The sequence below is a fragment of the Ralstonia mannitolilytica genome, assembly GCF_905397375.1.
Taxonomy (GTDB): Bacteria; Pseudomonadota; Gammaproteobacteria; order Burkholderiales; family Burkholderiaceae; genus Ralstonia; species Ralstonia mannitolilytica.
This window is the reverse complement of sequence record NZ_CAJPVG010000006.1, coordinates 15049-40944: the sequence shown is the minus strand read 5'-3', so window position 1 is coordinate 40944 and position 25896 is coordinate 15049. Positions and strand designations below refer to the sequence as shown.

17 protein-coding genes are annotated in these 25896 nt (G+C 67.3%); 14 read left to right on the top strand and 3 right to left on the bottom strand.

Translation table 11 applies throughout. From position 1 onward, the window contains the following. Positions 1 to 67 precede the first annotated feature (67 nt). From KHN96_RS13025 to mprA, 3 genes are all read left to right on the top strand, one after another. The gene (locus KHN96_RS13025) at positions 68 to 517 is read left to right on the top strand and encodes a hypothetical protein (protein ID WP_062737922.1); all 450 of its coding nucleotides are present in this window, start codon (positions 68 to 70) and stop codon (positions 515 to 517) included. Positions 518 to 764: 247 nt separating this feature from the next. Then, complete coding sequence (locus tag KHN96_RS13020) at positions 765 to 2396, top strand: S8 family peptidase (protein ID WP_045787631.1); 1632 nt, start codon at positions 765 to 767, stop codon at positions 2394 to 2396. 169 nt (positions 2397 to 2565) lie between these two features. After that, positions 2566 to 4527, top strand: a complete 1962-nt coding sequence (gene mprA, locus KHN96_RS13015) for an MprA protease, GlyGly-CTERM protein-sorting domain-containing form (protein ID WP_062737923.1) — start codon at positions 2566 to 2568, stop codon at positions 4525 to 4527. A 93-nt stretch (positions 4528 to 4620) separates the two neighbouring features. Here the strand turns inward: mprA and rrtA are convergent, their stop codons facing one another. Both rrtA and glnE read right to left on the bottom strand, forming a co-directional pair. Continuing rightward, positions 4621 to 5232, bottom strand: coding sequence for a rhombosortase (gene rrtA, locus KHN96_RS13010; protein ID WP_062737924.1), 612 nt, complete (start codon positions 5230 to 5232; stop codon positions 4621 to 4623). Further along, a complete protein-coding gene (gene glnE, locus KHN96_RS13005) occupies positions 5229 to 8072 on the bottom strand; it encodes a bifunctional [glutamate--ammonia ligase]-adenylyl-L-tyrosine phosphorylase/[glutamate--ammonia-ligase] adenylyltransferase (protein ID WP_062737925.1) in 2844 nt (947 codons plus the stop codon). The genes rrtA and glnE overlap by 4 nt, the downstream gene beginning before the upstream one ends. Positions 8073 to 8228: 156 nt before the next feature. Between glnE and KHN96_RS13000 the strand changes: the two genes are divergently transcribed. The 5 genes from KHN96_RS13000 to KHN96_RS12980 all read left to right on the top strand — a co-directional run bounded on the left by KHN96_RS13000 (position 8229) and on the right by KHN96_RS12980 (position 17409). Next, positions 8229 to 12518, top strand: a complete 4290-nt coding sequence (locus KHN96_RS13000; protein ID WP_062737926.1) for a YhdP family protein — start codon at positions 8229 to 8231, stop codon at positions 12516 to 12518. Between the two features lie 4 nt (positions 12519 to 12522). Beyond that, positions 12523 to 13386 carry a carbon-nitrogen hydrolase family protein gene (locus tag KHN96_RS12995; protein ID WP_045787635.1) on the top strand — a complete coding sequence of 288 codons (864 nt, stop codon included), beginning with the start codon at positions 12523 to 12525 and terminating at the stop codon, positions 13384 to 13386. 28 nt (positions 13387 to 13414) lie between these two features. Beyond that, positions 13415 to 14878 (top strand): metalloprotease TldD, encoded by a 1464-nt coding sequence (gene tldD, locus KHN96_RS12990; protein WP_045787636.1) that lies wholly within the window; start codon positions 13415 to 13417, stop codon positions 14876 to 14878. A gap of 376 nt (positions 14879 to 15254) precedes the next feature. Next, positions 15255 to 16334 carry a 3-deoxy-7-phosphoheptulonate synthase AroG gene (aroG, locus tag KHN96_RS12985; protein ID WP_045787637.1) on the top strand — a complete coding sequence of 360 codons (1080 nt, stop codon included), beginning with the start codon at positions 15255 to 15257 and terminating at the stop codon, positions 16332 to 16334. Between the two features lie 172 nt (positions 16335 to 16506). Then, positions 16507 to 17409 carry a mechanosensitive ion channel family protein gene (locus KHN96_RS12980; protein ID WP_062737927.1) on the top strand — a complete coding sequence of 301 codons (903 nt, stop codon included), beginning with the start codon at positions 16507 to 16509 and terminating at the stop codon, positions 17407 to 17409. An 84-nt stretch (positions 17410 to 17493) separates the two neighbouring features. Here the strand turns inward: KHN96_RS12980 and KHN96_RS12975 are convergent, their stop codons facing one another. After that, positions 17494 to 18051, bottom strand: a complete 558-nt coding sequence (locus KHN96_RS12975; protein WP_062737928.1) for a cob(I)yrinic acid a,c-diamide adenosyltransferase — start codon at positions 18049 to 18051, stop codon at positions 17494 to 17496. Positions 18052 to 18172: 121 nt separating this feature from the next. Here KHN96_RS12975 and KHN96_RS12970 point away from each other — a divergent pair, with 121 nt between their 5' ends. From KHN96_RS12970 to glcF, 6 genes are all read left to right on the top strand, one after another. After that, a complete protein-coding gene (locus KHN96_RS12970; protein WP_062737929.1) occupies positions 18173 to 19591 on the top strand; it encodes an FAD-binding oxidoreductase in 1419 nt (472 codons plus the stop codon). Next, positions 19591 to 20481 (top strand): LysR substrate-binding domain-containing protein, encoded by an 891-nt coding sequence (locus KHN96_RS12965; RefSeq protein WP_045787641.1) that lies wholly within the window; start codon positions 19591 to 19593, stop codon positions 20479 to 20481. Before KHN96_RS12970 ends, KHN96_RS12965 begins: the two co-directional genes overlap by 1 nt. Before the next feature lie 498 nt (positions 20482 to 20979). Then, positions 20980 to 22479 carry an FAD-linked oxidase C-terminal domain-containing protein gene (locus tag KHN96_RS12960; protein WP_045787642.1) on the top strand — a complete coding sequence of 500 codons (1500 nt, stop codon included), beginning with the start codon at positions 20980 to 20982 and terminating at the stop codon, positions 22477 to 22479. Between the two features lie 13 nt (positions 22480 to 22492). After that, a complete protein-coding gene (locus tag KHN96_RS12955; protein ID WP_062737984.1) occupies positions 22493 to 23437 on the top strand; it encodes an ion transporter in 945 nt (314 codons plus the stop codon). A 22-nt stretch (positions 23438 to 23459) separates the two neighbouring features. Beyond that, positions 23460 to 24593: a glycolate oxidase subunit GlcE gene (gene glcE, locus KHN96_RS12950; RefSeq protein ID WP_062737930.1), complete on the top strand. Its 1134-nt coding sequence runs from the start codon at positions 23460 to 23462 to the stop codon at positions 24591 to 24593. Positions 24594 to 24619: 26 nt separating this feature from the next. Further along, on the top strand, positions 24620 to 25864 hold the full coding sequence (glcF, locus tag KHN96_RS12945; RefSeq protein WP_062737931.1) for a glycolate oxidase subunit GlcF: 1245 nt from the start codon (positions 24620 to 24622) through the stop codon (positions 25862 to 25864). Positions 25865 to 25896: the final 32 nt, after the last annotated feature.

The following is a 25896-nucleotide window of genomic DNA, read 5'->3' as shown; positions in this document are numbered from 1 at the left end:
GACATGGGCGCCCACGCGCGTGCGCTGCCGCGTGCCAATTCGATCCAACACTTCCTAGGAGAACCGCATGGCCCAACCGGCTGCTCGACCCCGATCCCTGCTGTCACGTGCCAAGCCCGCGCTGGCGGTGGCCGTCGGCCTTTGCCTGCTGGCCGCGTGCAAGTCGGTGCCGGCCATTGATCCGGGCAAACCGCCCGCCATGGACCCCACCTCGGCCAACACCCAGCCGCCCGCTTCGGTCTCGGCCGCGCATCCCCTTGGCGACATCATCGTCGGCCTGAGCACGCCGACGACGGCCTCCACCACCGTGCAGAGCGTGGTGGACGCAGCCGGCGCGCGCGCCACGCCGCGCCTGGCGTTTGCCGTCGTGCGGCCGATGTCGGGCGGCTTCTGGGTCGTGCGGGCCAGCTCAGGCGATGCCTCGGCCACTCTGGACGGGGCCGTCGCAGCGCTGCGTTCAGCACCAGGCATTGCCTCGGCCGATGCGGATCGCGTCATGAAGCTCCAGCGCCAATAGGTGCCTTCCCACTGTGAATCAACAAGGGCGCTCGGGGCGCCCTTTTTTGTGCCCACGGCCTGCAGGCGGGTCCGTTTTCTGCTGATTCCACGGCGGCGCGCTGGCCATCCCCGCCATGCACTGCATACGACGACGTGATGGCATCAGGACAGGCTGCGTGCTACCTTTGGTTTTGTGTAACGTTCTGTCAACGATTGCATCGAGCCAGCGTTTCACAACAGACCCAGATGCCACGGAGCGCGCACCGATGACCCCTTCCCTCTTCCGGCTGAAGTCCTGGCTCCGTGCAGGCGCCAGCGCCATGTGCATCGCCGCGGTGCTGGGGGCCCAGCCGGCCACGGCGGCCACGCCGCAGCCGGCGTACACCGGCGACGTGATCATCAAATGGCGCGACGATACCGGTGGCACGCGCAAGACGCTGTCCGCCAGCGAGGCCGGCAACCGGCTGCTGTCGGTCGCACAAGCGGCGGGCAGCACGCTGCAGGTCAAGCGCACGCTTGGCACCAACGCGCAACTGCTGCGCACCGGCCTCACCGATGCGGCCAGCATCGAAGCCACGGCGGCAAAGCTCGCCCAGGACGCGCGCGTGGCGTACGCCGTGCCGGATCGCATCCTTCGGCCCAATGTCATCCCGAACGACACGCGGTTCGCCGTGCAGAACAACCTCGCGTCGCCCACCGTCGTGCCGGGCGGCATCAACGTGGCCTCGGCCTGGGACATCACGCAGGGTTCGTCCAGCATCGTGGTCGCGGTGGTGGACACCGGCTACACCGACCACCCCGATCTGACGGGAAAAATCCTGCCCGGCTACAACTTCATCTCCGACCCCGTGCGCGCGGGCAACTCGTCCGGGCGCGGGTCGGATGCGCATGACCTTGGCGACGGGGTGACCAGCGCAACGCAGTATCCGAGCCTTGGCTGCTCGACGTCGGACACGTATCCGCAGCCCAACAGCTGGCACGGCACCGAGGTCGCCAGTGTGCTTGCCGCCGCGACCAACAATGGACGCGACATCGCCGGCGTGGGCTGGAACACGCAGTTCGTACCGGTACGCGTGTCCGGCAAATGCGGCGCGCTGCTCTCCGACACCGTGGACGGCATGCTGTGGGCCGGTGGCCTTGCCGTTGCCGGCGCTCCCACGAACAACCACCCGGCGCGTATCGTCAACGTCAGCCTTGGGAGCACGGGCCAATGTTCGGCGGCAGAGCAGGATGCGGTGAACCAGCTCGCCGCGCGCGGCACGATCGTTGTGGCAGCCGCAGGCAATGAGGCGGCCCAAAGCGTGGACGCGCCAGCCAACTGCACGGGCGTCATCGCCGTGACCGCGCACGTCGACAGCGGTGAAAACGCCAGCTACGCGAATGTCGGATCGCAGGTTGCACTGTCCGCCCCGGGTGGGGGCTGCGGCAACTCCAAGGTCATCACCGCCACCGATCCGCCAACCTGCGCCGAGGCGCAATCGGTCATTCAGGCCGATTCCAATGACGGCACGCAGAGCCTTGGCAACTACGTGGTCAAACAGGTCGCCGGCACCAGCTTCTCGACGCCGGAAGTCGCCGGGACCATCGCACTCATGCTGAGCGTGCAGCCGCAGTTGTCGAATGCGCAGGTGCTGGCCGGGCTGCAGCAGACAGCGCGGCCGCATCCGAGCGGCACGTTCTGCGCCAACAACCCCGGCGTCTGTGGGGCGGGGCTGCTCGATGCGGCCGGTGCGGTGGCCTATGCCCAGCGCACGGCGGGGGCAGGGATCGGCAGTGGTGCGGTGGTGAGCGGTTCTGGTGGGTCGGGCGGAGGTGGGGGCACCGTCCCGCTCGTCGGTGCGGCATTGCTGCTGGCGGGTGGCATGGCCTGCGGCAGGCGTCGCCGGACGGCCACTTAGGCGCACACCGCTGCACCCGGCGAGGCGCTCACCGTTGAGCCCCCCGAAAGTTGGGGATGAATAGAGATATAAAAATTACTAAACAGCGCACTTAGCCTGTTTAAGCAGAAAAACGCGGGAATCTTGGGATAATTCCGGCTCATTTTTCTACAACAACAGGGTTCATTCAATGAAGTCGATCGCCCAGGGGGGTATCGTCCGCGCGCTGATCGCGCTCGGACTCGTTTCGTATCAAGCTGCGCCAGCGCTGGCCGGTGACCGCACAGCCAACTCAAGCACTCAGACGCAATGGGTGTCGCAGTTGATCGTCAAGGAAAAAAGCGGCACGAATGGCCCGCTCCAATTGCAGTCCGCAGACACAGACGGGCGCACGATGCGCGTCGACGTTGCGACCGTACAACGCTGGTCTGCCGCTGCTCAGTTGCCCGTGACGTACAAGCGCGCCATGTCGGGCGATGCCCATGTGGTCGCGCTGCCCACCACCATGACGCTGCAAGACGCCCAGACAGTGGCGCAGCGCATGGCCGCGACGGGTCAATTCGAATACGTCGCGCCGGATCGCATCCTGCGCCCCGCGTTCACGCCGTCCGCCACGGGCTTTGGCTTTCAATGGAACCTGATGGCCAAGGATGCCGCCATCACGAACATCATTACCTCCGGCGGGGTAACGCAGTCGAGCACCCCAACCGCCGTGGGCGGTGCCAACCTGACGACTGCGTGGAACACGACCACGGGTTCCAGCGCGATCAACGTTGCCGTGGTGGACACGGGCATTCTTAGCCACGCCGACCTTGCGGGCGCCACAATCCACACTGGCGCCAACTTCATCACCAACGCCTTCCGAAACAACGGCGGCGACAGCGTCGGAACGGATCCGGGCGACGCGACCACGCAAGCCGACATCACCGCGAATCCAGCGGTGTGCGGCGGGGCAACGGCTTCCGATACGTCCTCCTGGCATGGCACCTTCGTCACGGGTCTCATCGCCGCGCAACACAGTGGGACGGGTGTGGCAGGCATTGCACCGCGTGTCGGCGTGCAGATGGCGCGCGCCCTCGGGCGCTGTGGAGGCACGGAGTCGGACGTGATCGATGCGCTCACATGGGCCACTGGCGGCACCGTGGCCCGCGTGACACCCAGCAGCAATCCGACGCCGGCCAAGGTCGTCAACTTGAGCCTGGGCGGCTCCGGGCCCTGCGATTCGGCCATACAGACCGCCATCACCAACGCGCGTAACCGCGGCGCGGTGGTCGTTGTGGCTACCGGCAACGAAGGGCGCACGAACATTGACGCCCCCGCAAACTGCACGGGCACGATCGCCGTCACCGCGCACACGCTCGATGGCGACAAGGCGAACTATGCCAATGTGGGCGCCGGCACCACAATCAGCGCGCCCGGCGGCGGCAATGGGTCGACCGTGAGCGGGCAGGGGGCGCTGGTTCTGTCGCTTTCGAACAGCGGTACCACCGCACCGGACGCCGACAGCTATGCCGGCGAGGCTGGCACATCGATGGCCACGCCGCACGTGGCAGGCGTCGCCGCGCTGATGCTGTCCGTCAACAATCGCCTGACGCCGGATCAGATCAGCACGATTCTCCAGCAGACGGCACGCCCCTTCCCGGCAGGAACGTACTGCGCATCCCAGTCCGGCCTCTGTGGCGCCGGCATGCTCGATGCGGGCGCCGCCGTTGCAGTGGCGAAAGGCAATCCGAGCGTGCATGCCTCGGCTTCGGCAAGCACGGTTGTCGCCAACAACGCCGTCACCCTGACGGCGAGCGGCAATGCGGGCGTCTTCAACACCATCAGTAGCGTGCAGTGGGCGCAGACTTCCGGACCGTCCGTCAGCCTCACGACCTCCGGTCCCGATAGCAACGGCAATTACACTGCTACGTTCACGCCGTCGGCTGCGGGCACGTATGCCTTTACGGTCACGCTGACGAGCAACACCGGCGCGACGGCCACCGATGCGGCCACTGTGACAGTCACCCCGGCTGCAACCGGTACCGCAGACACGACCAGCAGCAATGGCAGCAGCAGCAGCAGCGGCGGCGGCGGTGCCCTCCCCCTGTGGCTCGCAGGCCTGATGCTTGCAGCCGGCGCGCTTGCAGGCGGCCGTCGTCGGAGTCGATAACGGACCACCGACACCTCGGCAACACCGCTGAACAGACGCGCCGGCTTTCATGCCGGCGTGTCTGTTTTTACGGGCCATCGGACCCGCTCGGCCTCACGTCGATCGCCCTTTCACCCGCCACGCCCCCAACACCCAAATCAACAAACCACTCCCCGCCCCGAACGCATGCGCGATGCGCACCACGCCAAACCCCCAATGCGGGTCAAAGGCGATGGGCGACAGCCACGATTGCTCGAGCCACACCTTCACCAGCACACCCACACAAAGCGCCACGCCGAGCCAGCGCGAGATGCGGTCGTCCTCCCCCTCGGCGGCGGGTTTCAGCAGCCGCAGCCCGCCCCATGCGGCCAAGCCGTGCAGCGCGCCGGAAAGCCCGCCATACCACTGCACCGCCGGCTGCGTGAGCAGCGCAAGCTGCACCAGCACGCCGCACGTTAGCAGCGCCCCGACGATGCGCTGGGGCTGCAGCACACGGGCCAGCAACAGGATGAGCCCTGCGCCCGCCATCGCATCGGCCAGCCAGTGCCACACGTCCAGATGGGCCCACATGGCGGTGACGATGCGCCACCACTGCCCCGCCCGCACGGCGTCACGCTGATACAGCCCCGCGGCATGCAGCCACGGCACAAACGAAAACGCCGCCGACAACACGGCCACACCCACACAGGCGCCCCCGACGGAGACTGCGTACCGATGCCCCCTCATTGCGCCGGCCCGAACACCTGCTGCCACAACGCCCGCACCTGCGCGGCCTCGTGCGCGCACGTACCGGCCGGCACGCGGGCGGCGGATTGCCCGTCCAGCCGCAGCTTGTGCTGGCGCGCACGGAAGTCGCGGTAGGCATCGGCCACCTGTGCGGCCCGCGCGGCATCGATCAGGCCGAGCTCGCCCGCCATGTGCAGGAGCGCAATGTTGCCCTTGTTGCGCGTGAGTTCGGGATGCACCGCGCTGTGCAGCAACACCAGGAACTGCACGGTAAATTCGATATCGACCATGCCGCCGCGATCGTGCTTCAGGTCGAACAGGTCGGTCGGGTTCGCATGCCCTTCCGCGACGCGCTCGCGCATCGCCACGATCTCGTCGCGCAGCGGGGCCGGCTCGCGTGGCTGGCGCAGTACCTCGGTGCGCAGCGCCTCAAAGCGTTGGCCGATCTCGGCGTCGCCCGCGCAGAAGCGCGCGCGCGTGAGGGCCTGGTGCTCCCACACCCACGCGGCGTTGTCGCCCTCGCGCATCTGGTAGCGGCGGAACGCTTCGAAGTGCGTGACCATCAGGCCGGCCGCGCCGTTCGGGCGCAGGCGCGTGTCCACGTCGAACAGCATGCCTGCGGCGGTGTGGCTGGTCAGCCAGGTGATGAGCTTGCGCGCAAACGACGCGTATACATCGGGCGCGCGTTCGTCGTCATCGTCGTAGAGGAAGATGATGTCGAGGTCCGACGCATAGCCGAGTTCCTTTCCGCCCAGCCGCCCGTAGGCCACCACGGCGAAGCGCGGCACCTCGCGGTGACGTGTGCCCACCTGCTGCCAGACCGTCTCCAGCGTCAGGTCCAGCATCGCATCGGCCAGGTCGGAAAGCCGGTCGCTGATGTGTTCGACGCTGAGCATGCCCTGCAGGTCCTGCAGCAGCACGCGGAACGTTTCGGCATGGTGCTCCTGGCGCAGGATGTCCATCTGCATCTCGACGTGGTCGGCGGCGGCGCGCAGGCGGTCGCGCACACGCTCCTTGAAGGCCGGCCAGTCGGGCTCGGCCGACAGCGCCTCCACGTCGAGCAGTTCGTCGAGCAATTGCGGATGGCGCGTGAGGTAGTCCGCTGCCCAGCGCGACGCGTGCAGCGTGTGGGCCACGCGCTCCATCGCCTGCGGGTATTCGCTCAGCAGCGACAGGTACGACGCGCGCCGGCTGATCGCATCGAAGAAATCGAGAAAGCGCGCGATGGTGACATCGGCATCGGTCTGCCGCGACGCCTGGTCGATCGCCCGGTTGATGAGCAGGTCGAAGCGCTGCCGGCTTACTTCGGACAGCGCCCGGTAGCGCGGCGAATTGCGCGTCGCGCGCAGGCGCTCGAGCACGCTGTCCGGGTCCGCATAGCCGAGCTCCGCGAGCTGCGTGCGCGCCGTTTCGGTGTGCTCGTCGTCGAGCAGATCGGCATGCCACACGGCGGCGCACGGCGGCTGGCTGTCCTGCTTGTCGGAGAAGGTCTGCTCGAACTGCTGCGCGACTTCGTCCTGGTAAGCCTCCAGCCTGGCCACCAGCGCGGCGTAGTCGTCAAAGCCCATCATGCGCGCCACACGCAGCTGGTCTTCGGGCGAGCCTGGCAGGTTGTGCGTCTGCGCGTCTTCGATGTACTGCAGGCGGTGTTCGAGCTGGCGCAGGAAGCGGTATGCCTCGGTCAGGCGCGCCACGGCCTCGGCGTCGATCAGGCCGCGCTCGGACGCCGCACGCAGCACCTGCAGCGTCGGCCGCACGCGCAGTGCAAAGTCCTGCCCGCCGCGGATGAGCTGGAACACCTGCGCAACGAATTCGATCTCGCGGATGCCGCCGCGCCCGAGCTTGATATTGGGCGAGCGGGCCTGCACGTGGCCCTGGCCATCGCGCTGTTGATTGGCGCCATTGCTGCGCTTGGCCGCCTCGTTGCGGATCTGCGCATGCAGCGACCGGATGGCCGCGATCACGCCGTAGTCCAGATAGCGCCGGAACACGAACGGCCCGGTCACGCGGTCGAGCTGCTGGATCACGCGGGCCGCATGCGGGCTCGTCGGGTCGGTGATGACGCGGCCCTTGATCCACGCGTAGCGCTCCCATTCGCGGCCCTGCACGACGAAGTACTCCTCCAGCATGCCGAGGCTGCACGCAAGCGGCCCGGCATCGCCGTTCGGGCGCAGGCGCATGTCGACGCGAAAGACGTAGCCGTCCTCGGTCACGTCGGCCAGCGCGTTGATGAGGCGCCGGCCGAGCTTGGTGAAGTATTCGTGGTTCGACAACGGCCGCGGGCCGCCGTGCGTGTCGCCGTCTTCGTCGTAAAGGAAGATCAGGTCGATGTCGGAGGACACGTTGAGCTCGCGCCCGCCGAGCTTTCCCATGCCGACCACCACCAGCTCCTGCACCTCGCCGGAGGATTGCCCCATCGGCTGCCCGTGCAGCGCCTCGAGCTCCCGCCCGATCACGGAGATGGCAGCGCGCACGGCGAACTCGGCCAGGTCGGTCATCGTGCCGGTCACTTCGTCAAGCGTGGCGGCGCCGGACAGGTCGCGCTCGACCAGCGCGCCGAACACTTCGTTGCGCAGCAGGCGCAGTGCGCGCTTGAGCGCGGTCTCCGGCTCGGCGGCCGTCGTATCGAACAGTTCAGCAAAGCGTGCCGACAGCCACGCCACGTCGATCGGGCGGCCAGCGGCGGCGTGCACGCGGTCGGCCCAGCCCTCACGCGCCTGCGCCAGGCGCTGGATGTAGCGCGAATAAGCCAGCGCGAACGGCAGCGCGGCGAAAGGGGCCTCTGGCGCGCGGGCCGGCGCCTGCAGGAACGGCTGCGTGGACAAGGCGGAATCAGTCATGCGAACCCAATCAAGCGTTGGCGGAAACGTCCATTCTCGCTGAAATGCGCGCGGGGCCGGTCGGTGACCACTGACTTTCGCGGGCATCCGGCGTGCTTGCCGGTCGGCAGGGCAGCAAATGTGGCGCCGCCTGCCGAATATCGGATAATCCGCATCATGCCCCGCCCGCCCCAGTTCCCTGAATCGCCGAAGTCCGATGGTGGACACACCAGCACCCTGTCCCCGGGCGGGGCAGGACGGCCTACGGCCTGGGCGCGTCTGATGGGGCTGGCAGGCAGGGCGGGCGCCGGCATGCGCTCCGTGGCCGGCGCGCGCGTCTGGCGCACACTGTGGCGCCTCGTGTGGAGAACGGCGGTGGCGCTGGTGGTCCTGGCCGTCATCGGCATGCTCGTGGTGCGCTTTGTCCTGTGGCCGCGCGCAAGTGTCGCGCGCGAATGGATGGAGCGCGAGGCGTCGAGCGCACTGCACGCCACGGTGGGCATCGGCTCGCTCGAGACCTTCTGGGAGGGCTGGCATCCCGCCTTCCGGGCCCAGCGCATCGAGGCGCGCGACCCCGCCGGGCGCCGCACGTTTGCCGTGCAGGATGTACAGGCGCGGTTGTCCTGGCGCTCGCTGCTGCGGATGCAGATCACGTTTGCCGTGCTGCATGCCGATCGCGCCGACGTGCTGGTCCGCCGAGACGCCAAGGGCAGGCTCATCGTCGCCGGCATGCCGCTCTCGCCCGACACCGGCGGCGACAGCGACTTCTTCGACCAGCTGCTCTCCCAGGGCGACATCGACTTCCGCGAAGGCGCCGTGCGCTGGCTCGACGAGCGGCGGAACCTGCCCGAGGTCGCGCTGGGCAACGTGCGCATCCGGCTGCGCAGCGGCCCCACGCGGCACCGGGTCGACGCCAGCGGCACATCGCCCACACTGTTCAACGGTCCCATCAAGTTCCACGCCGACTTCCGCCACGACCTGCTGGCCCGGCCCGGCGACTGGCGCCATTGGCACGGCCAGGCCTCATGGCAGGTCGACACGCTGCAGCTGGCGGCCGTGCAACGCTACGTACCGGTTCTGGCCGCCGCCAACAGCGGCACCGTGTCGTCCGACGGCTCGGTGGAGTTCGCCGATGGCGCCTTCACGCGCAGCCAGGCGCGGCTGACCGGACAGCAGCTCGATCTGCAAGTGCGCAAGGATCTCGACCCGCTCCAGCTGCGCAGCCTTCAGGCGCTGGCGACGCACCAGCGGGATACGCGCGGCGAGCACACCGTGCGCTTCGATACGCTGCTCTGGCAGCCACTGAATCCGCCGGCGCAACCGCCGTCGATGCCCGAACTGGCCGGCCCCGGCATCGAGGCGCCGGCCAACCCCGCCGGCACGCCGCGCGGCCTGCGCAATGTCACCGTCGGCTGGGCACTCGACAAGCGCGATGCGCTGCGCGTACTGAAGATCAAGGCCGCCACGCTGGACCTGGCCGACCTGCGCAGCATCGCCACCGCGCTGCCGCTGCCGGCGAGCGTGCTGCAACCGCTGCGCACCAGGCAGCCCACCGGCCGCGTCGACGATCTCGACATCCACTGGCAGCGCGATGTGTCGCGCTGGCGCCCGCAGGCCTCGGCATCGGCGCCGGTGCACTTTACCGGCCGCGCCACCATGCGCCAGGTCTCGTTCGGCCCGGGCGAGCTGCCCGCCGTGCCGCCAGGGCACCACCCGGAGCCGGCCGTGCCGGGCGTCGAGAACCTCTCCGGCAACGCAACGTTTTCGGATGACAAGGGCACGCTGCGCATCGATTCCGCCGACGCCGCCCTGCTGCTGCCCGGCACCTTCGCCGAGCCGCGCGTGCCGCTCGATCGCCTGCAAGGCACCTTCAACTGGACGTACCGCAAGCAGGAACTCGTCCTCGCCAGCGACAACGTGACCTTCTCCAATGGCGACCTCGCGGCGCACGTCGGAGGCACCTACCGCCATGCGCCGGACACCAGCCGCCTCGGCAGCCTCGACCTCAAGGGCACGCTCGAGCGCGCCGAAGTGGCGCGCGTGCCGCGCTACCTGCCGCTGTCCATCAGCCAGCATCTGCGCGATTACCTGGGCGGCGCACTGCTGGCCGGCAGCGCGAGCAACGTCAGCTTCGCGCTGGCGGGTGACCTGCACGACTTTCCGTTCCGGCCGCCGCACCAGGGCGCGTTCCGGGTGGAGGTCCCGGTGCAGAACGTGACGTATCAGCCGGCCCCGGCGCAGGCGGCCCACAGCCCGCCGGGGCGCACGCCGACGCACCCCGGCGAATGGCCCGCATTCACCAACATCGACGGCACGGTGATCTTCGATCGGTCGTCGCTTGCCTTCAAGGTGGCGCGCGCCAAGGTGATGGGCGTGAACCTGCAGGACGTAGGCGGCAACCTGCCCGACATGGAAGACCACAACCCGGTCCTCACCATCGAAGGCAAGGGCGACGGGGCGACACAGAACTTCCTGCAGTACGTCGAGGCCAGCCCGGTCAGCCAGTGGATCGGCCACTTCACCAAGGAGGCGCGCGCGCAGGGCAACGCCACGCTGGCGCTCAAGCTCGAGCTGCCGCTGCACGAGATGCATTCGACGCGCGCCCAAGGCAGCGTCTCGTTCCTGCGCAACGATGTCACGCTGATTCCGCAGGCCCCGCCACTGACCGATGTGACCGGCGCGCTGACCTTCACCCATAAGGGCATCGGCTTCGACAACCTGCGTGCACGCTTTGCCGGCGGCGAGATCCGCCCCACCGGCGGGACCGCGCCCGACGGCACGATCCGCATTCAGGTGGCGGGTACGGCGTCGGCACAGGGCCTGCGCGAAACCACGCCGGAAGGCAGCCCGGTCGCCGCGGTAGCGCGCGCACTGGAGGGCAGCGCGCCCTACAGCGCGACCATCAGCGTCAAGCAGCATCGGCCGATCATCCAGGTGCAGTCCGACCTCACGCCGATGACCGTGCGCCTGCCGGCGCCGCTGAACAAGGCCGCGGGCCAGCCGCTGCCGGTGCGCTTCGAGATGCAACCGCTGGCCGCCAACAACGCCCTCGACGAGATCACGCTGCAGCTTGGCAACGTTGCCACCGCGCGCTATGAACAGCGCAGCGGCGCCGGCGGCGTCGAAGTGCTGCGTGGCGGCATTGGCGTGCGACAGCCGGTGCCGCAGCCGGCCGAAGGCGTCCAGGCCAATCTGGCACTGGACCAGCTCGACATCGACGCCTGGCGCCACGTCTTCGCCGCTCCCACCGCTGACAAGAGCGCCGTGCAGATTGCCACCGAACACGCCGCTGCCGCCTCGGCCCCCAAGACGTCTGCCAGCCACAACGCCTATCTGCCGAGCCGCCTGAGCGGGCGTGCCCAGACGCTGCGCATCCTGGGCCGCGACTTCAACGCGGTGCGCATCGACGCCACGCGCGACGGCGCGAACTGGCAATCGACCATCGAATCGCGCGAGATTGCCGGTGCCGCGCGCTGGCACGCCGAAAGCGCAGCCGTGCCGTTCGGCGAGCTCACGATGCGCCTGTCGCGCATGAGCATCCCCGATGCGCAGGAAGAGACGGCGCTGACGGAATCCCTGGCGCGCAGCTCGCAGGAGATGCCGTCGCTGGACCTCGTGGCCGACAAGTTCGATCTGCGCGGCAAGGCCCTCGGCAAGCTCGAGATCAAGGCGCGCAGCCAGATCAGCGACGGGGCGCCGGTCTGGACGCTCGAGACGCTCAAGATCGAACAGCCTGCCGCCACGCTCACCGCGCACGGCACCTGGCGCATTCCACGCCGCCTGCGCGGCAGCGACGACCCGGAACGCCGCACGCTGCTCGACTTCAACCTCGATCTGCGCGACTCCGGCGACCTGCTGCAGAAAATGGGCTTCGCCAAGGTGCTCGACGGCGCCAAGGGCAAGCTCGAAGGGCGCGTGGTCTGGCGCGGCTCGCCGATGTCGATCGACTACCCGACGCTCAACGGCCGCATGGCGCTGAACCTGGAGCGGGGCCAGTTCCTGCCGGTCGATCCGGGGCTCGCCAAGCTGGCCGGCGTGCTGAGCCTGCAGGGGCTGCTGCACTTCGCCACCGACCTGCGCAGCGCCACGGGGCGCGGCACGCCGTTTGACAGCGTCGTGGCCACCGGCACCATCACCAACGGTGTCGCGCGCACGGAAGATTTCGCCGTCCGCGGGCCGCAGTTCCAGGTCGCCATGCAGGGGTCGGCCAACATCCTCGATGAGACGCAGGATCTGCGCGTGAAGGTCACGCCCAAGGTCGATGCCACGTCGGCCTCGCTGGCCGCCGCGTTCATCAATCCGGCGCTGGGGCTCGGCACGCTTGCGGCGCAGCTGATCCTCGGCGACCAGGTCTCGAAGGCGTTCGCCACGCAATACCACGTGACCGGAAGCTGGGCCGACCCGAAGATCGAGAAGGTCGCGTCCAGCGCCGGCGCAGGCAGTCATTCCGAAACCTCGGCAAAATAGGCCCATGACTTCCGCTACCGTTGCCCCCGCCCCGTCCGCGTCCCATGCGGCCTTTGATGCACCTTTTCGCGTTGCCGCCGTCCAGACCGTGACCGGCATCGACGTGGATGCCAACCTGGCCCGCGCCGATGCACTGCTCGCCGAGGCCGCCGCGCAGGGCGCACAGCTGGCGCTGCTGCCCGAGTACTTCTGCATGATGGGCCGCAAGGACAGCGACAAGGTCGCCATCCGCGAGGACGACGGCAACGGCCCGATCCAGGCGTTCCTGGCCGATGCCGCGCGCCGGCACCAGTTGTGGCTCGTCGGCGGCACCCTGCCGATGTGGTGCGAAGACGCGCAGCGCGTGCGCAACACGTCGCTCGCATTCAACCCCGCCGGCCTGCGCGTCGCACGCTACGACAAGATCCACCTGTTCAACTTCGTGCGCGGTGAAGAGCGCTACGATGAGGCCCGCACCATCGAACCCGGCGCCGCGCCGGTCGCCTTCGATGCGCCGTGCGGCCGCGTGGGGATGTCGGTGTGCTACGACCTGCGCTTTCCGGAGCTGTACCGCGCGTTGTCGGCGGGCGGAAGCCTCAACTTGATTCTGATGCCGGCTGCCTTCACCTATGTGACGGGCGCCGCGCACTGGGACATCCTGCTGCGCGCCCGCGCCATCGAAAACCAGTGCTACGTGCTCGCCGCTGCACAGGGCGGGCGCCATGAAAACGGCCGCCGCACGTGGGGCCACTCCATGCTGGTCGATCCGTGGGGCGAGATCATCGCCTCCGTGCCCGAGGGCGAAGGCATTGCCATCGGCGACATGGACCCGGCCCGGCTTGCGCAGGTGCGCCAGGATCTGCCGGCGCTCAAACACCGTGTGATGTAGCCCAACCGAATTTCAAAGGACCACCACCATGAACGCAGGCGACATCGCCATCCAGAACCTGTCCATCGCGCGCCGCGTGCTGCTCGATCCGTACGGCCTTGACGAAGCGCACCTGCAGCGCGCGCTGGCCGACATCTTCACGCACCGCGTCGACTATGCCGACCTCTATTTCCAATACACCCGCAACGAGGCGTGGAGCCTGGAAGAAGGCATCGTCAAGTCGGGCAGCTTCAGCATCGACCAGGGCGTGGGCGTGCGCGCCGTCTCGGGCGACCGTACCGCGTTTGCGTATTCCGACGACATCAGCCTGCCCGCACTGATGCAGGCCGCGGGTGCCACGCGCACCATCGGCCGCGTCGGCTCGGGCCGCGTGAAGGTGGCGAGCAGCCTGGCGAGCGGCCCCGGCGGCCATGCGCTGTATGCCCCGAACGACCCGCTCGACTCGATGACGGCCTCCGAAAAGGTTGCCCTGCTCGAGCGGATCGAAAAGCTCGCCCGCGCCAAAGACCCGCGCGTGGTGCAGGTGATGGCCGGCCTGGCCGGCGAGTACGACGTGATGCTCGTCGCACGCAGCGACGGCGTCATCGCCGCGGATGTGCGCCCGCTGGTGCGCATCTCCGTCACCGTCATTGCCGAGCAGAACGGTCGCCGCGAAATGGGCAGCTCCGGCGGCGGCGGCCGCTATGCCTACGGCTACTTCACCGACGAGCTGCTGCGCGAATACGTGGACGAGGCGGTCTCTTCCGCGCTCGTCAACCTGGAAGCCAAGCCGGCACCGGCCGGCACGATGACGGTGGTGCTCGGTCCGGGCTGGCCCGGCGTGCTGCTGCACGAGGCCATCGGCCACGGCCTGGAAGGCGACTTCAACCGCAAGGGCTCGTCGGCGTTTTCCGGCCGCATGGGCGAGCGCGTGGCGGCCAAGGGCGTCACCGTGGTCGACGACGGCACGCTGGCCAACCGCCGCGGCTCGCTGAACCTCGACGACGAGGGCAACCCCACGCAGTGCAACACGCTCATCGAAGACGGCATCCTGACCGGCTACATGCAGGACACGCTCAACGCGCGCCTGATGAAGATGCCCGTAACCGGCAACGCCCGCCGCGAGAGCTACGCCGCCCTGCCGATGCCGCGCATGACCAACACCTACATGCTGGGCGGCGACAAGGACCCGCAGGAGATCATCGCCAGCGTGAAGAAAGGGCTGTATGCGGTGAACTTCGGGGGCGGCCAGGTCGACATCACCAACGGCAAGTTCGTGTTCTCCGCCAGCGAGGCCTACCTGATCGAAGACGGCAAGATCACCGCGCCGGTCAAGGGCGCGACGCTCGTCGGCAGCGGCCCGGAATCGCTCAAGCACGTGACCATGATCGGCAACGACATGCGCCTCGATTCGGGCATCGGCGTGTGCGGCAAGGAAGGCCAGAGCGTGCCGGTGGGCGTCGGCCAGCCGACGCTGCGCATGGAAAACATGACGGTGGGCGGCACGGTTTGATTGCCGCGGCACCGTCGTTTGGATGCCGCAGGCCCGGAAACTCCGCGCTTGCGGCCCTCAAGAAAAGCGTTTATAAAGACGGTTCGATTGGTGCGGCGCAGTAGCGCTTCCCTGATTTTTGCTGCAGTCCTTCGCATTCTCTCCATGTCCTTCGCCAAGTTTTTTTACTTTTACTTTTGGCATCTCGCACCGCTGGCGGAAGGAGAGGGGCGCTTGCAGCAAAAATAAAAGCACCCAGCAGATACCGAAAACCGCCAGCGACCCTGGCGGTTTTTTTTCGTCCTGTCACCTGCCCCACCCCGGCACCGACGCGAAACATGATCCGAACACAGTAGACGTTTCCAATAGAACTCAAGACACATCCCCGGAGCTTTCCATGCCGAAGAACACCGACGATTTGCGCATTCGCGAACTGAAAGAGCTGACGCCGCCGGCGCACCTGATTCGCGAATTCCCGTGCAGCGACACCGTGTCGGAACTGATCTACCAGAGCCGCAACGCCATGCACCGCATCCTGCACGGCATGGACGACCGCCTGATCGTCATCATCGGCCCGTGCTCCATCCACGACACCAAGGCAGCGATGGACTACGCCCGCCGCCTGGTCGAGCAGCGCGAGCGCTTCAAGAACGAGCTCGAAATCGTCATGCGCGTGTACTTCGAGAAGCCGCGCACCACGGTCGGCTGGAAGGGCCTGATCAACGACCCGTACATGGATGGCAGCTTCAAGATCAACGACGGCCTGCGCACCGCGCGGGAGTTGCTGATGAACATCAACGAGCTGGGGTTGCCGGCCGGCACCGAATACCTCGACATGATCAGCCCGCAGTACATCGCGGACCTCGTGAGCTGGGGCGCCATCGGCGCGCGCACCACCGAAAGCCAGGTGCACCGCGAACTGGCCTCGGGCCTGTCGTGCCCGGTCGGCTTCAAAAACGGCACCGACGGCAACGTGAAGATCGCCGTGGACGCCATCAAGGCCGCGTCGCAGCCGCATCACTTCCTGTCGGTCACCAAGGGCGGCCACTCGGCCATCGTGTCGACGGCCGGCAACGAGGATTGCCACATCATCCTGCGCGGCGGCAAGGCGCCCAACTATGACGCGGCGAGCGTGCAGGAAGCGTGTGACGCCATCGCCAAATCGGGCCTGGCCGCGCGCCTGATGATCGATGCATCGCACGCCAACAGCAGCAAGAAGCACGAGAACCAGATCCCGGTGTGCGAAGACATTGCCCGCCAGATGGCCGCGGGCGACAACCGCATCGTCGGCGTGATGGTGGAATCGCACATCAACGCCGGGCGCCAGGACCACGTCCAGGGCACGCCGGTATCCGACCTGGCTTACGGTCAGAGCGTGACCGACGCGTGCATCGGCTGGGACGATTCGGTGAAGGTGCTCGAAACGCTGGCCGACGCCGTGCGCAAGCGCCGTCTGGTACCGGGCAGCGGCAACTGAGTGAACTGAGCCTCACTGCTTCACGGAAGGGCGCCTGCGGGCGTCCTTTTTGTTTCGGTGCGGCCCGCGCCGATCTACAACAAATGTGAGCAAAAGGCGCCAAAGTCACACAAGTGCGTTGCCTTTGACATATCGTAGGTGAGTTCCCCCTGCTCACCTCCCGGAGGCAACCATGGCAGACAATCTGGTGGAAACCGCCACCAACACCGCAAGCAAGTACCAGGCGCTCGTCGCGCAATACGCGGCCGACGTCGGCATGAAGATCCTCGCCGCCATTGTCTTCTGGGTGGTGGGCCGCTGGCTCATCAACCTGGCCGTGCGCATGGTCGAAAACTCGCTTGGCAGGCAGAAGGTCGATCCGACCGTGCTGCGCTATGTGGGCTCGATCATCACCGTCACGCTGAATGTGCTGCTGGTGATCGGGATCCTCGGCTATTTCGGCATCCAGACGACGACGTTCGCGGCGCTGATTGCCGCAGCCGGTGTGGCGATCGGCATGGCCTGGTCGGGCCTGCTGTCCAACTTTGCGGCGGGCGCGTTCCTGATCGTGCTGCGGCCGTTCAAGGTGGGCGACTTCGTGACGGCCGGTGGCGTGACGGGCACGATCAAGGAGATCGGCCTGTTTGCCACGACCATCAACACGCCGGACAACGTGGTCACGATTGTCGGCAACGGCAAGATCTTCGCCGACACGATCCAGAACTACACCTCCAACCCGTTCCGCCGCGTCGAGCTGAAGGCGCAACTGGCCGGCAGTGCCGATCACCGCGCCGCCATCGCGCTGCTCAAGGAAAAGGTGGCCGCCATTCCGAACGTGCTGACCGATCCGGCGGTCGATGTTGAGATCCTGGAGTTCAACCTGGTCGGACCCGTGCTGGCGGTACGCCCGTACACGCACAACGACCACTACTGGCAGGTCTATTTCGACACCAACCGCACCATCAAGGAAGCGCTGGCCGAAGCGGGCTTCCCGGCGCCGACGCCATCGCAGGCGCTGACCATCACCACGCCGGGGCAATTGGCGGGACTGGCCGCCGTGGCGCAAAGCACGACGACGCCGACAAGTGTGAACTGATTCTGCGCACCGCAGAAGCAAAAGCAAACGGCCCGGCGAGGCAACGTCACCTCGCCGGGCCGTTTTGTTTGATGCGGGCAGCGATTACGCCGGCTTGTGCTCGTCGCGCTTCCAGAGGACGTCCGTGCCGCCGTCTGCGCGATTCAGCACGCGCGCCAGCACGAACAGCAGGTCCGACAGGCGGTTGACGTATTGGCGCGGCGCCTCGCCAATGGCCTCTGCGCGGCCGAGTGCGACGATGCTGCGCTCCGCGCGGCGCGCGACGGTACGGCACACATGCGCCTGTGCCGCGGCGCGGCTGCCGCCCGGCAGGATGAATTCGGCCAGCCGCGGCAGATCGGCGTTGTAATCGGCCAGCCATTGGTCGAGCCGCAGCACGTGCGCGGTGGTCACCATCGTGTACCCGGGAATGCAGAGTTCGCCACCCAGATCGAACAGGTCGTGCTGGATGGCGGTGAGCGCCGCGCGCACGCCGTCGGGCAGCGATTCCGTCAGCAGCACGCCAATGTGCGAGTTCAGTTCGTCGACATCGCCGATGGCGGCGATGCGCAGGCTGTCCTTGGCCGTGCGGCTGCCGTCGCCGAGGCCGGTGGTGCCGTCGTCGCCGGTGCGGGTGGCGATTTTGGATAGGCGGTTGCCCAAGATGCGTCTCCTGTTGCTGTATTGGCGCGTTGCAAGCCGCCATTATCGCAAGCGGCGTGCAACCCCGGCGTTAGAATGATCCATTGGCCCGCCGAGAGCCGCACAACATTGCGAGACCCCCATGAACCACCCGATGCCCCATCCCGGATTGGTGCGCAAGCCGATCCCCCCGGTCATGCTCGACGCGCTGCGTGCCCGCTTCGGCGACCGCGTCTCCACCACCGAAGCCGTGCGCGCCCATCACGGCCGCGATGAATCCGCCTACGACCCGATGCTGCCCGACGCCGTCGTCTTCGCGCAGACCACCGAGGAAGTCGCTGCCGTCGCCAAGCTTTGCTTCGAACACGAAATTCCGCTGATCCCGTATGGCGCCGGCTCGTCGCTCGAAGGCCATCTGCTGGCGGTGGCCGGCGGCGTGAGCCTCGATCTCTCGCAGATGAACCACGTGCTGTCGGTGCACCCGGAAGACCTGACGGTGACGGTGGAGCCGGGCGTCACGCGCAAGCAACTCAATACCGAGATTCGCGATACCGGTCTGTTCTTCCCGATCGACCCCGGTGCGGATGCGTCCATCGGCGGCATGTGCGCGACGCGCGCGTCCGGCACGAACGCCGTGCGCTACGGCACGATGCGCGAGAACGTGCTGAACCTGACGGTCGTCACGGCAGACGGCCGCATCATCAAGACGGCCAACCGCGCGCGCAAATCGTCGGCGGGGTATGACCTGACGCGGCTCTTCATCGGCAGCGAGGGGACGCTCGGCATCATCACCGAAATCACGCTGAAGCTGTATCCGCAGCCGGAAGCCGTGTCCGCGGCGGTATGCGCCTTCCCGAGCATGGGGGATGCGGTGTCCGCCGTGATCGACACCATCCAGATGGGCGTGCCGATTGCGCGCGTGGAGTTTGTCGATGCGCTCGCCATCCGGGCGATCAACCAATACGACAAGCTGACGCTGCCCGAAATGCCGACGCTGTTCTTCGAGTTTCACGGCTCGGAGCATGGCGTGCAGGAGCAGGCCGAGACCGTCCAGCAGATCGCCGCTGAACATAAAGGCCAGGGCTTCGAATGGGCAACACGCCCCGAAGACCGCAGCCGCCTGTGGAACGCCCGACACAACGCGTACTTCGCGTTCCTGCAACTCAAGCCGGGCTGCCGCGCCGTCACGACCGACGTGTGCGTGCCGATCTCGCGCCTGGCCGAGTGCGTGGTGGAAACGGAAAAGGACCTGCTCGCCAGCGCGCTGCAACTGCCCGCCCCCATCGTCGGCCACGTGGGCGACGGCAACTTCCACGTCGCGCTGCTGATCGATCCGAACAAGCCCGAAGAACTGGAAGAAGCCGAGCGCATCAACCAGCGCATCGTCGCGCGGGCGATTGCCATGGACGGCACCTGCACGGGCGAACATGGCGTGGGCCTGCACAAGATGGACTTCCTCATCGCCGAACACGGCAACGATGCGATCGACCTGATGCGCAGCGTCAAGCAGGCGCTGGACCCGAAGCACATCCTCAACCCCGGCAAGATCTTCCACCTGTAATGGCCTCCGTCTTCAAGCGCGTTCCTCCGCTGCACCTGCTGATTGCCTTTGAAGCCGGCGCACGCCATGCGAGCTTCGCGCGCGCGGCCGAGGAGCTGTCCGTCACGCCCAGCGCGGTCTCGCACCGCATCAAGAACCTCGAGGAGCTGTGGGGCGAAGACCTGTTCGTGCGCACCGGCACGGCATTGCGGCTGACCGCCGCCGGCACGCGCTACCTGCGCAGCGTGCAGGACGCGCTCAAGAGCCTGCATGAGCTGGCCCGCCCGGAATTCAGCAAGCAGCGCGCGCGGCTGCGGGTGGCAATCCCGCCCACGTTCGGGCGTCAGCACCTGGTGCCGCGCATTCCGGAGTTCAACGCGCTGTATCCGCACATCGACGTGGAGCTGCACCTCGCCATCCCGTTCCTCGACGTGAAGGCCGAAGACACCGACGTCGAGATCCGCTACGGCACCGGCCGCTACCCCGACCTGAAGACCACGCTGCTGCTCAACGAGCCGGTGTTTCCCGCATGCGGACGCGGCTACTTCGAGCAGATCAGCGGCAGCACCATCACCGAGGCATCGCAACTGCTGAACCTCACGCTGCTGCGCAGCCCGCTGGAGCCGTGGCGCCCGTGGTTCGAGGCAGCGGGGCTCGATGCGCCGGAGCCTGCCACGGGTTCGCTCTTCAACGACATCGGGCTCATGCTGGAAGCCGTCGCCTCCAACCAGGGCGTGGCGCTGGTGCGGCAGGCGATGGCGCGCAACTGGCTGGCCTCGGGGCAGATCGTGCGGCTGCTGGACATCGAATCGACGTCGCCACATGCTTATTACATCGTGCAGCGCGAGCAGGCGCCGATGAAGCCCGAGGCGCAGCATTTTGTGGACTGGTTGCTCGGGCTGGATTGGTAAGCCGTCAGCCACCACCCGTGGGCAGTGGAGGCGCGTCGCCGGGCCTCAAACCGCCGGATTCGAAACTTTTAGTATCGACGTTGACGTTCGGAACCCCACCGTTGATGAAAAAAGCAGCAACGTCGGAGCAAAAAGCGTCATGGATCGACCCTCTGAGCCTCGAAGTCGACGTTCCGAACGTCATCGTTGCTGTTTTTTTCATCAACGCCGACTGTATTTGCCTCACGCGTGAGGTATCCGAACCTCAGATTCGAAACTTTTAGTGTGAAGGTCGGTGTTTTGAACCCCGCCGCTGGTAGTCAAAGGCTCGATCGTGAAGATCGGACCTCCACCAACGGGCGGCGAAACCCTGCTGCACCGCGATGAACCGGATTGGCCGCCCCGGCGAGCCAAATTCATCGCCGCAAAAGTCCTTAACACGCCGCGCGGCGCGGCGGCCGGGCTATAGTGCCTCCCACCCCGGCCACCGCTGGCGGGCAGAACCATGAGAGACACCCCATGAATGCGCCATCGTCGTCGTCCGCCACCGCCCGCGATCTGACCGCCCTGCAGGCCGAGCTGACCGCTGCGCTGTCCCAGATCGTGTCCGACGACGCGCTGCTCTGGGAGCGCGAAGACACCACCCCGTATGAATGCGATGGCCTGGCCGCCTACCGCCAGGTGCCGCTGGCCGTGGTGCTGCCGGATACCGAGGCGCAGGTCGTCGAAATCCTGCGCGTGTGCCACCGCATGGGCGTGCCCGTGGTGCCGCGCGGCGCGGGAACGAGCCTGTCGGGCGGCGCGATGCCGACCCCAGGTGGGCTGGTCCTCTCGCTGGCCAAGTTCAAGCGCATCCTGAAGGTCGATCCGTACACGCGCACGGCCGTGGTCCAGCCTGGCGTGCGCAACCTCGCCATTTCGGAAGCCGCCAACCCGCACGGGCTGTACTACGCGCCTGATCCGTCGTCGCAGATCGCCTGCACCATCGGCGGCAACGTGAACGAAAACTCGGGTGGCGTGCACTGCCTGAAATACGGCCTGACCGTGCACAACGTGCTGCGCGTGCGCGCCGTGATGATGGACGGCGAGGTCGTCGAATTCGGCAGCGAAGCGCCCGACGCCCCCGGCTTCGACCTGCTGGCCACGGTGATCGGCTCCGAAGGCATGCTGGCCGTGGTGACCGAAGTGACCGTACGCCTGATCCCCAAGCCGCAACTGGCGCAGGTGATCATGGCGAGCTTCGACGATGTGGAATCGGGCGGCAACGCCGTCGCCGCGGTGATTGCCGCGGGCATCATCCCGGCCGGGCTGGAGATGATGGACAAGCCCGCCACCGCCGCCGTGGAGGAATTCGTCTGCGCCGGCTACGACCTGGACGCGGCCGCCATCCTGCTGTGCGAATCCGACGGCACGCCCGAAGAAGTGGCCGAAGAAATCGCGCGCATGAGCGAAGTGCTGCGCGCCTCGGGTGCCACGCGGATCCAGGTCTCGCAAAGCGAGGCCGAGCGCCTGAAGTTCTGGAGCGGACGCAAGAATGCCTTCCCGGCAGCCGGGCGCATCTCGCCGGACTACTACTGCATGGACGGCACCATCCCCCGCAAGCACATCGGCACGCTGCTGCGACGCATCCAGCAGATGGAGCAGAAGTACGCCCTGCGCTGCATCAACGTGTTCCACGCCGGCGACGGCAACATGCATCCGCTCATCCTCTTCAACGGCGAAGACCAGGACGAATGGCACCGTGCGGAGCTGTTCGGCGCAGACATCCTGGAAACGTGCGTGGAACTCGGTGGCACGGTGACGGGCGAACACGGCGTGGGCGTGGAGAAGCTCAGCTCGATGTGCGTGCAGTTCTCTGCCGAGGAGCGTGACGCCTTCCTGCGCGTGAAAGCGGCGTTTGACCCGGCGCGCCTGCTGAACCCCGACAAGGCCATCCCCACGCTTGCGCGGTGTGCCGAATACGGCAGGCTGCACGTGCGCAACGGGCTGCTGCCGCATCCGGACCTGCCCCGTTTCTGAACACATGACGGCCATGAGGAACCCGCCCCGCACCAGCCGCAACCGCTGGCACGCCCACAACGCGCGGCTTGGCGAATATCTCGGCAAACCCGAGAGCGGCTGGCGCGCGCGTTGGTACACCATCATCTTTGAAGCCGAAACATGGTCGGGCAGGCTGTTCGACCTGACCCTGCTGGGGGCCATCCTCGCCAGCGTACTGGTGGTGATGCTCGACAGCCTGCCGAGCGTAAGCGGCCGCGCGGGCACGCTCTTCACGGTGCTCGAGTGGCTCTTCACGCTGCTGTTTACGGCGGAATATGTCATGCGCATCCTCGTGGTGCGCAAGCCCTGGCGCTACGTGCTGAGCTTTTACGGCGTCATCGACTTCATCTCGATCCTGCCAACGTGGCTGGCGATCTTTGTGCCCGAACTGGCCTACCTGGTCGATGTGCGGCTGCTGCGCCTGCTGCGGATCTTCCGGATCCTGAAGATCACGGTGTACTTTGAAGAGGCGCAGATCCTGCTGCGTGCGCTGCTGAACGCCCGGCACAAGATCTTCGTGTTCCTGGGCACCGTGTTTATCATCACCATCATCCTCGGCACGGTGATGTACGTGGTGGAAGGGCCGCAGCATGGCTTCACCAGCATTCCGGTCAGCATGTACTGGGCCGTCGTCACGCTCACCACCACGGGCTTCGGCGACCTGGTGCCGCGCACGCCGCTGGGCCAGTTCATCACGTCGATGACCATCCTGCTCGGCTACAGCATCATCGCGTTCCCCACCGGCATCATCGGCGCGGAACTGGTGAACACCATGCGCGACGGTTCGTCCTCAACCCCGAGCCCGACCCCACCCTCGCCGTCGACACGCGCCTGCACAGGCTGCACGTTCGACCGTCACGACATCGACGCCGCATTCTGCAAGCGCTGCGGCACCAGGCTTCCGCTTCACCCCACCGAGACCGCGCCCAGCCAGTGAGCTGCGCACCCGAAGGTTCGCCATGCCAAGCACGCCAGACACCGCCCTTTCGCCAACGCTCGCACGTTTTCGCGACGCCATCGCGCACGCGGCCGACAGCCACACGCCGCTGACCTTGCGCGGCGGCGGCACGAAAGATTTCTACGGCCGCGCCCCGCAGCCCAACGGCACGGTGCTCGACACACGCGAATGGTCCGGCATCGTCGACTACGACTGCGCTGAACTCGTCGTCACCGCGCGCAGCGGCACGCCGCTCGTCGAGATCGAAGCCGCACTGGCCGAGCACAAGCAGATGCTGGCGTTCGAGCCGCCGCACTTTGCCGCAGCCGGAAAACAGGCAACCGTGGGCGGCGCGTTTGCATCGGGCCTGTCCGGGCCGCGCCGGCAGTCGGTGGGCGCATTGCGCGACTTCGTGCTCGGCGCCGTCGTCATGGATGGCCGCGGCGACATGCTGAACTTCGGGGGCCAGGTCATGAAGAACGTGGCCGGCTATGACGTTTCGCGCCTGATGGCCGGTGCGCTCGGCACGCTGGGCCTGATCGTGCAGGTGTCGCTCAAGGTGCTGCCGATGCCGTTCTGCGATGCAACGCTGCGCTTTGCCATGGCGCAAGGCGAGGCCATCGATACCCTGAACCGCTGGGGCGGCCAGCCGCTGCCGATTGCGGCGTCAGCGTGGATCGACGGTGCGCTGTGGGTGCGCCTGAGCGGTGCCGATGCGGCGGTGCGCGCAGCCATCGCCAAGCTTGGCGGCGAGCGTGTTGACGACGCCGAAGCGGCGGCGTTCTGGCGCGACCTGCGCGAGCAATCGCATGCGTTCTTCGCGCGCGCCGTGCAAGGCAGCCTCCCGCTGTGGCGCATCGCCCTGCCCCCCGCCACGCCGCCGCTGGCGCTGGGCCATGCGTCGGCCGATGAGCAACTCGTTGAATGGGGCGGCGGCCAGCGCTGGTGGATCGACACCGCCAACACCTCCGCGGATGTCATCCGCAATGCAGCACGCAAGGCCGGCGGCCACGCCACGCTGTTCCGCAACGGCGACCGCGCCAGCGACATCTTCACGCCCGTCGCTGCACCGTTGATGGCCGTGCACAAACGCCTGAAAGACAGCTTCGATCCGCACGGCATCTTCAACCCGGGCCGCCTGTATTCAGCGTTCTGACTGCCGACTTCTCACGCAAGCCCATCATGCAAATCACGCTCGCGGCGTTCCTGCGCAACACTCCTCATGGCGAAGAAGCCCAAAGCATCGTGCAGAAGTGCGTGCACTGCGGCTTCTGCACCGCCACCTGCCCGACCTACCAGCTGCTCGGCGACGAACTGGACGGCCCACGCGGGCGCATCTACCTGATGAAGCAGGTGCTGGAGGGCCAGCCCGCCGGCGCCGCGACGCGCCTGCACCTGGACCGCTGCCTGACCTGCCGCAACTGCGAATCGACGTGCCCGTCCGGCGTGACCTACGGGCGCCTCGTGGAGATCGGCCGCAAGATCGTCGAAGACCAGCTCGATGCGAAGGGCCAATCGCGGCCGCTGGGCGAGCGCGCCGTGCGCTGGGCACTGCGCGAGGGCCTGACCCGTCCGGCCTTGTTCGGCCCGGCGCTGAAGGCTGGGCAGGCCGTGCGCGGGCTTCTGCCGCCGGTGTTGCGCAACAAGGTGCCGGCCAGGCAGCCGCGGGCCGGTGCACGGCCCCGCACCGCGCATGCACGCAGGATGCTGCTGCTCGAAGGCTGCGTGCAGCCGGCCATGTCACCGAACATCAACGCGGCCACGGCGCGCGTGTTCGACAAGCTTGGCGTGCAGCTCGTCAGCGCAGACCGCGCGGGCTGCTGCGGTGCCATCCGGTATCACATGAACGACCACACGGGCGGCCTCGACAACATGCGCGCCAACATCGACGCGTGGTGGCCGCACATCGAAGCGGGCGCCGAGGCCATCGTCATGACGGCCTCCGGCTGCGGCGCGATGGTCAAGGAATACGGCCACCTGCTGCGCGACGACCCGGCCTATGCCGGGCGCGCGGCACGCGTGTCCGCCATGACGCGCGATCTGTGCGAGGTGCTGCCGGCGTTTTCGCAGCAGCTTTTGCAGAAGGCCAAACCCGAAGCGCAAGGCCCGCGCGTGGCGTGGCACCCGCCCTGCACGCTGCAGCATGGCCAGCAGATTCGCGGCGCGGTGGAAACACTGCTCGGCTCGCTGGGTGTGGACGTCAAGCTCTGCGCCGACAGCCACCTGTGCTGCGGCTCGGCGGGGACGTATTCGGTGCTGCAACCGGAACTCGCCTACCGGCTGCGCGACGACAAGCTCGCCAAGCTGCAAGCAACGCAGCCCGAGCGCATCGTCACCGCCAACATCGGCTGCGTCACACATCTGCAAAGCGGCACCGACACGCCGGTCGAACACTGGATCGAGCTGGTCGACCGCATGCTCGTCTGAAACGAACGCACCCAGTTCTATACTGGCCGCTT

Bases quoted from the DNA above. Each gene is read 5' to 3' on its own strand.
- glcE (WP_062737930.1), top strand. From the start codon at position 23,460: ATGCCAAGCACGCCAGACACCGCCCTTTCGCCAACGCTCGCACGTTTT.
- glcF (WP_062737931.1), top strand. From the start codon at position 24,620: ATGCAAATCACGCTCGCGGCGTTCCTGCGCAACACTCCTCATGGCGAA.
- KHN96_RS12970 (WP_062737929.1), top strand. From the start codon at position 18,173: ATGAACCACCCGATGCCCCATCCCGGATTGGTGCGCAAGCCGATCCCC.
- KHN96_RS12955 (WP_062737984.1), top strand. From the start codon at position 22,493: ATGAGGAACCCGCCCCGCACCAGCCGCAACCGCTGGCACGCCCACAAC.
- rrtA (WP_062737924.1), bottom strand. From the start codon at position 5,232: ATGAGGGGGCATCGGTACGCAGTCTCCGTCGGGGGCGCCTGTGTGGGT.
- tldD (WP_045787636.1), top strand. From the start codon at position 13,415: ATGAACGCAGGCGACATCGCCATCCAGAACCTGTCCATCGCGCGCCGC.
- KHN96_RS12960 (WP_045787642.1), top strand. From the start codon at position 20,980: ATGAATGCGCCATCGTCGTCGTCCGCCACCGCCCGCGATCTGACCGCC.
- KHN96_RS13025 (WP_062737922.1), top strand. From the start codon at position 68: ATGGCCCAACCGGCTGCTCGACCCCGATCCCTGCTGTCACGTGCCAAG.
- KHN96_RS13000 (WP_062737926.1), top strand. From the start codon at position 8,229: ATGCCCCGCCCGCCCCAGTTCCCTGAATCGCCGAAGTCCGATGGTGGA.
- glnE (WP_062737925.1), bottom strand. From the start codon at position 8,072: ATGACTGATTCCGCCTTGTCCACGCAGCCGTTCCTGCAGGCGCCGGCC.
- KHN96_RS12980 (WP_062737927.1), top strand. From the start codon at position 16,507: ATGGCAGACAATCTGGTGGAAACCGCCACCAACACCGCAAGCAAGTAC.
- KHN96_RS12995 (WP_045787635.1), top strand. From the start codon at position 12,523: ATGACTTCCGCTACCGTTGCCCCCGCCCCGTCCGCGTCCCATGCGGCC.
- KHN96_RS12965 (WP_045787641.1), top strand. From the start codon at position 19,591: ATGGCCTCCGTCTTCAAGCGCGTTCCTCCGCTGCACCTGCTGATTGCC.
- aroG (WP_045787637.1), top strand. From the start codon at position 15,255: ATGCCGAAGAACACCGACGATTTGCGCATTCGCGAACTGAAAGAGCTG.
- mprA (WP_062737923.1), top strand. From the start codon at position 2,566: ATGAAGTCGATCGCCCAGGGGGGTATCGTCCGCGCGCTGATCGCGCTC.
- KHN96_RS13020 (WP_045787631.1), top strand. From the start codon at position 765: ATGACCCCTTCCCTCTTCCGGCTGAAGTCCTGGCTCCGTGCAGGCGCC.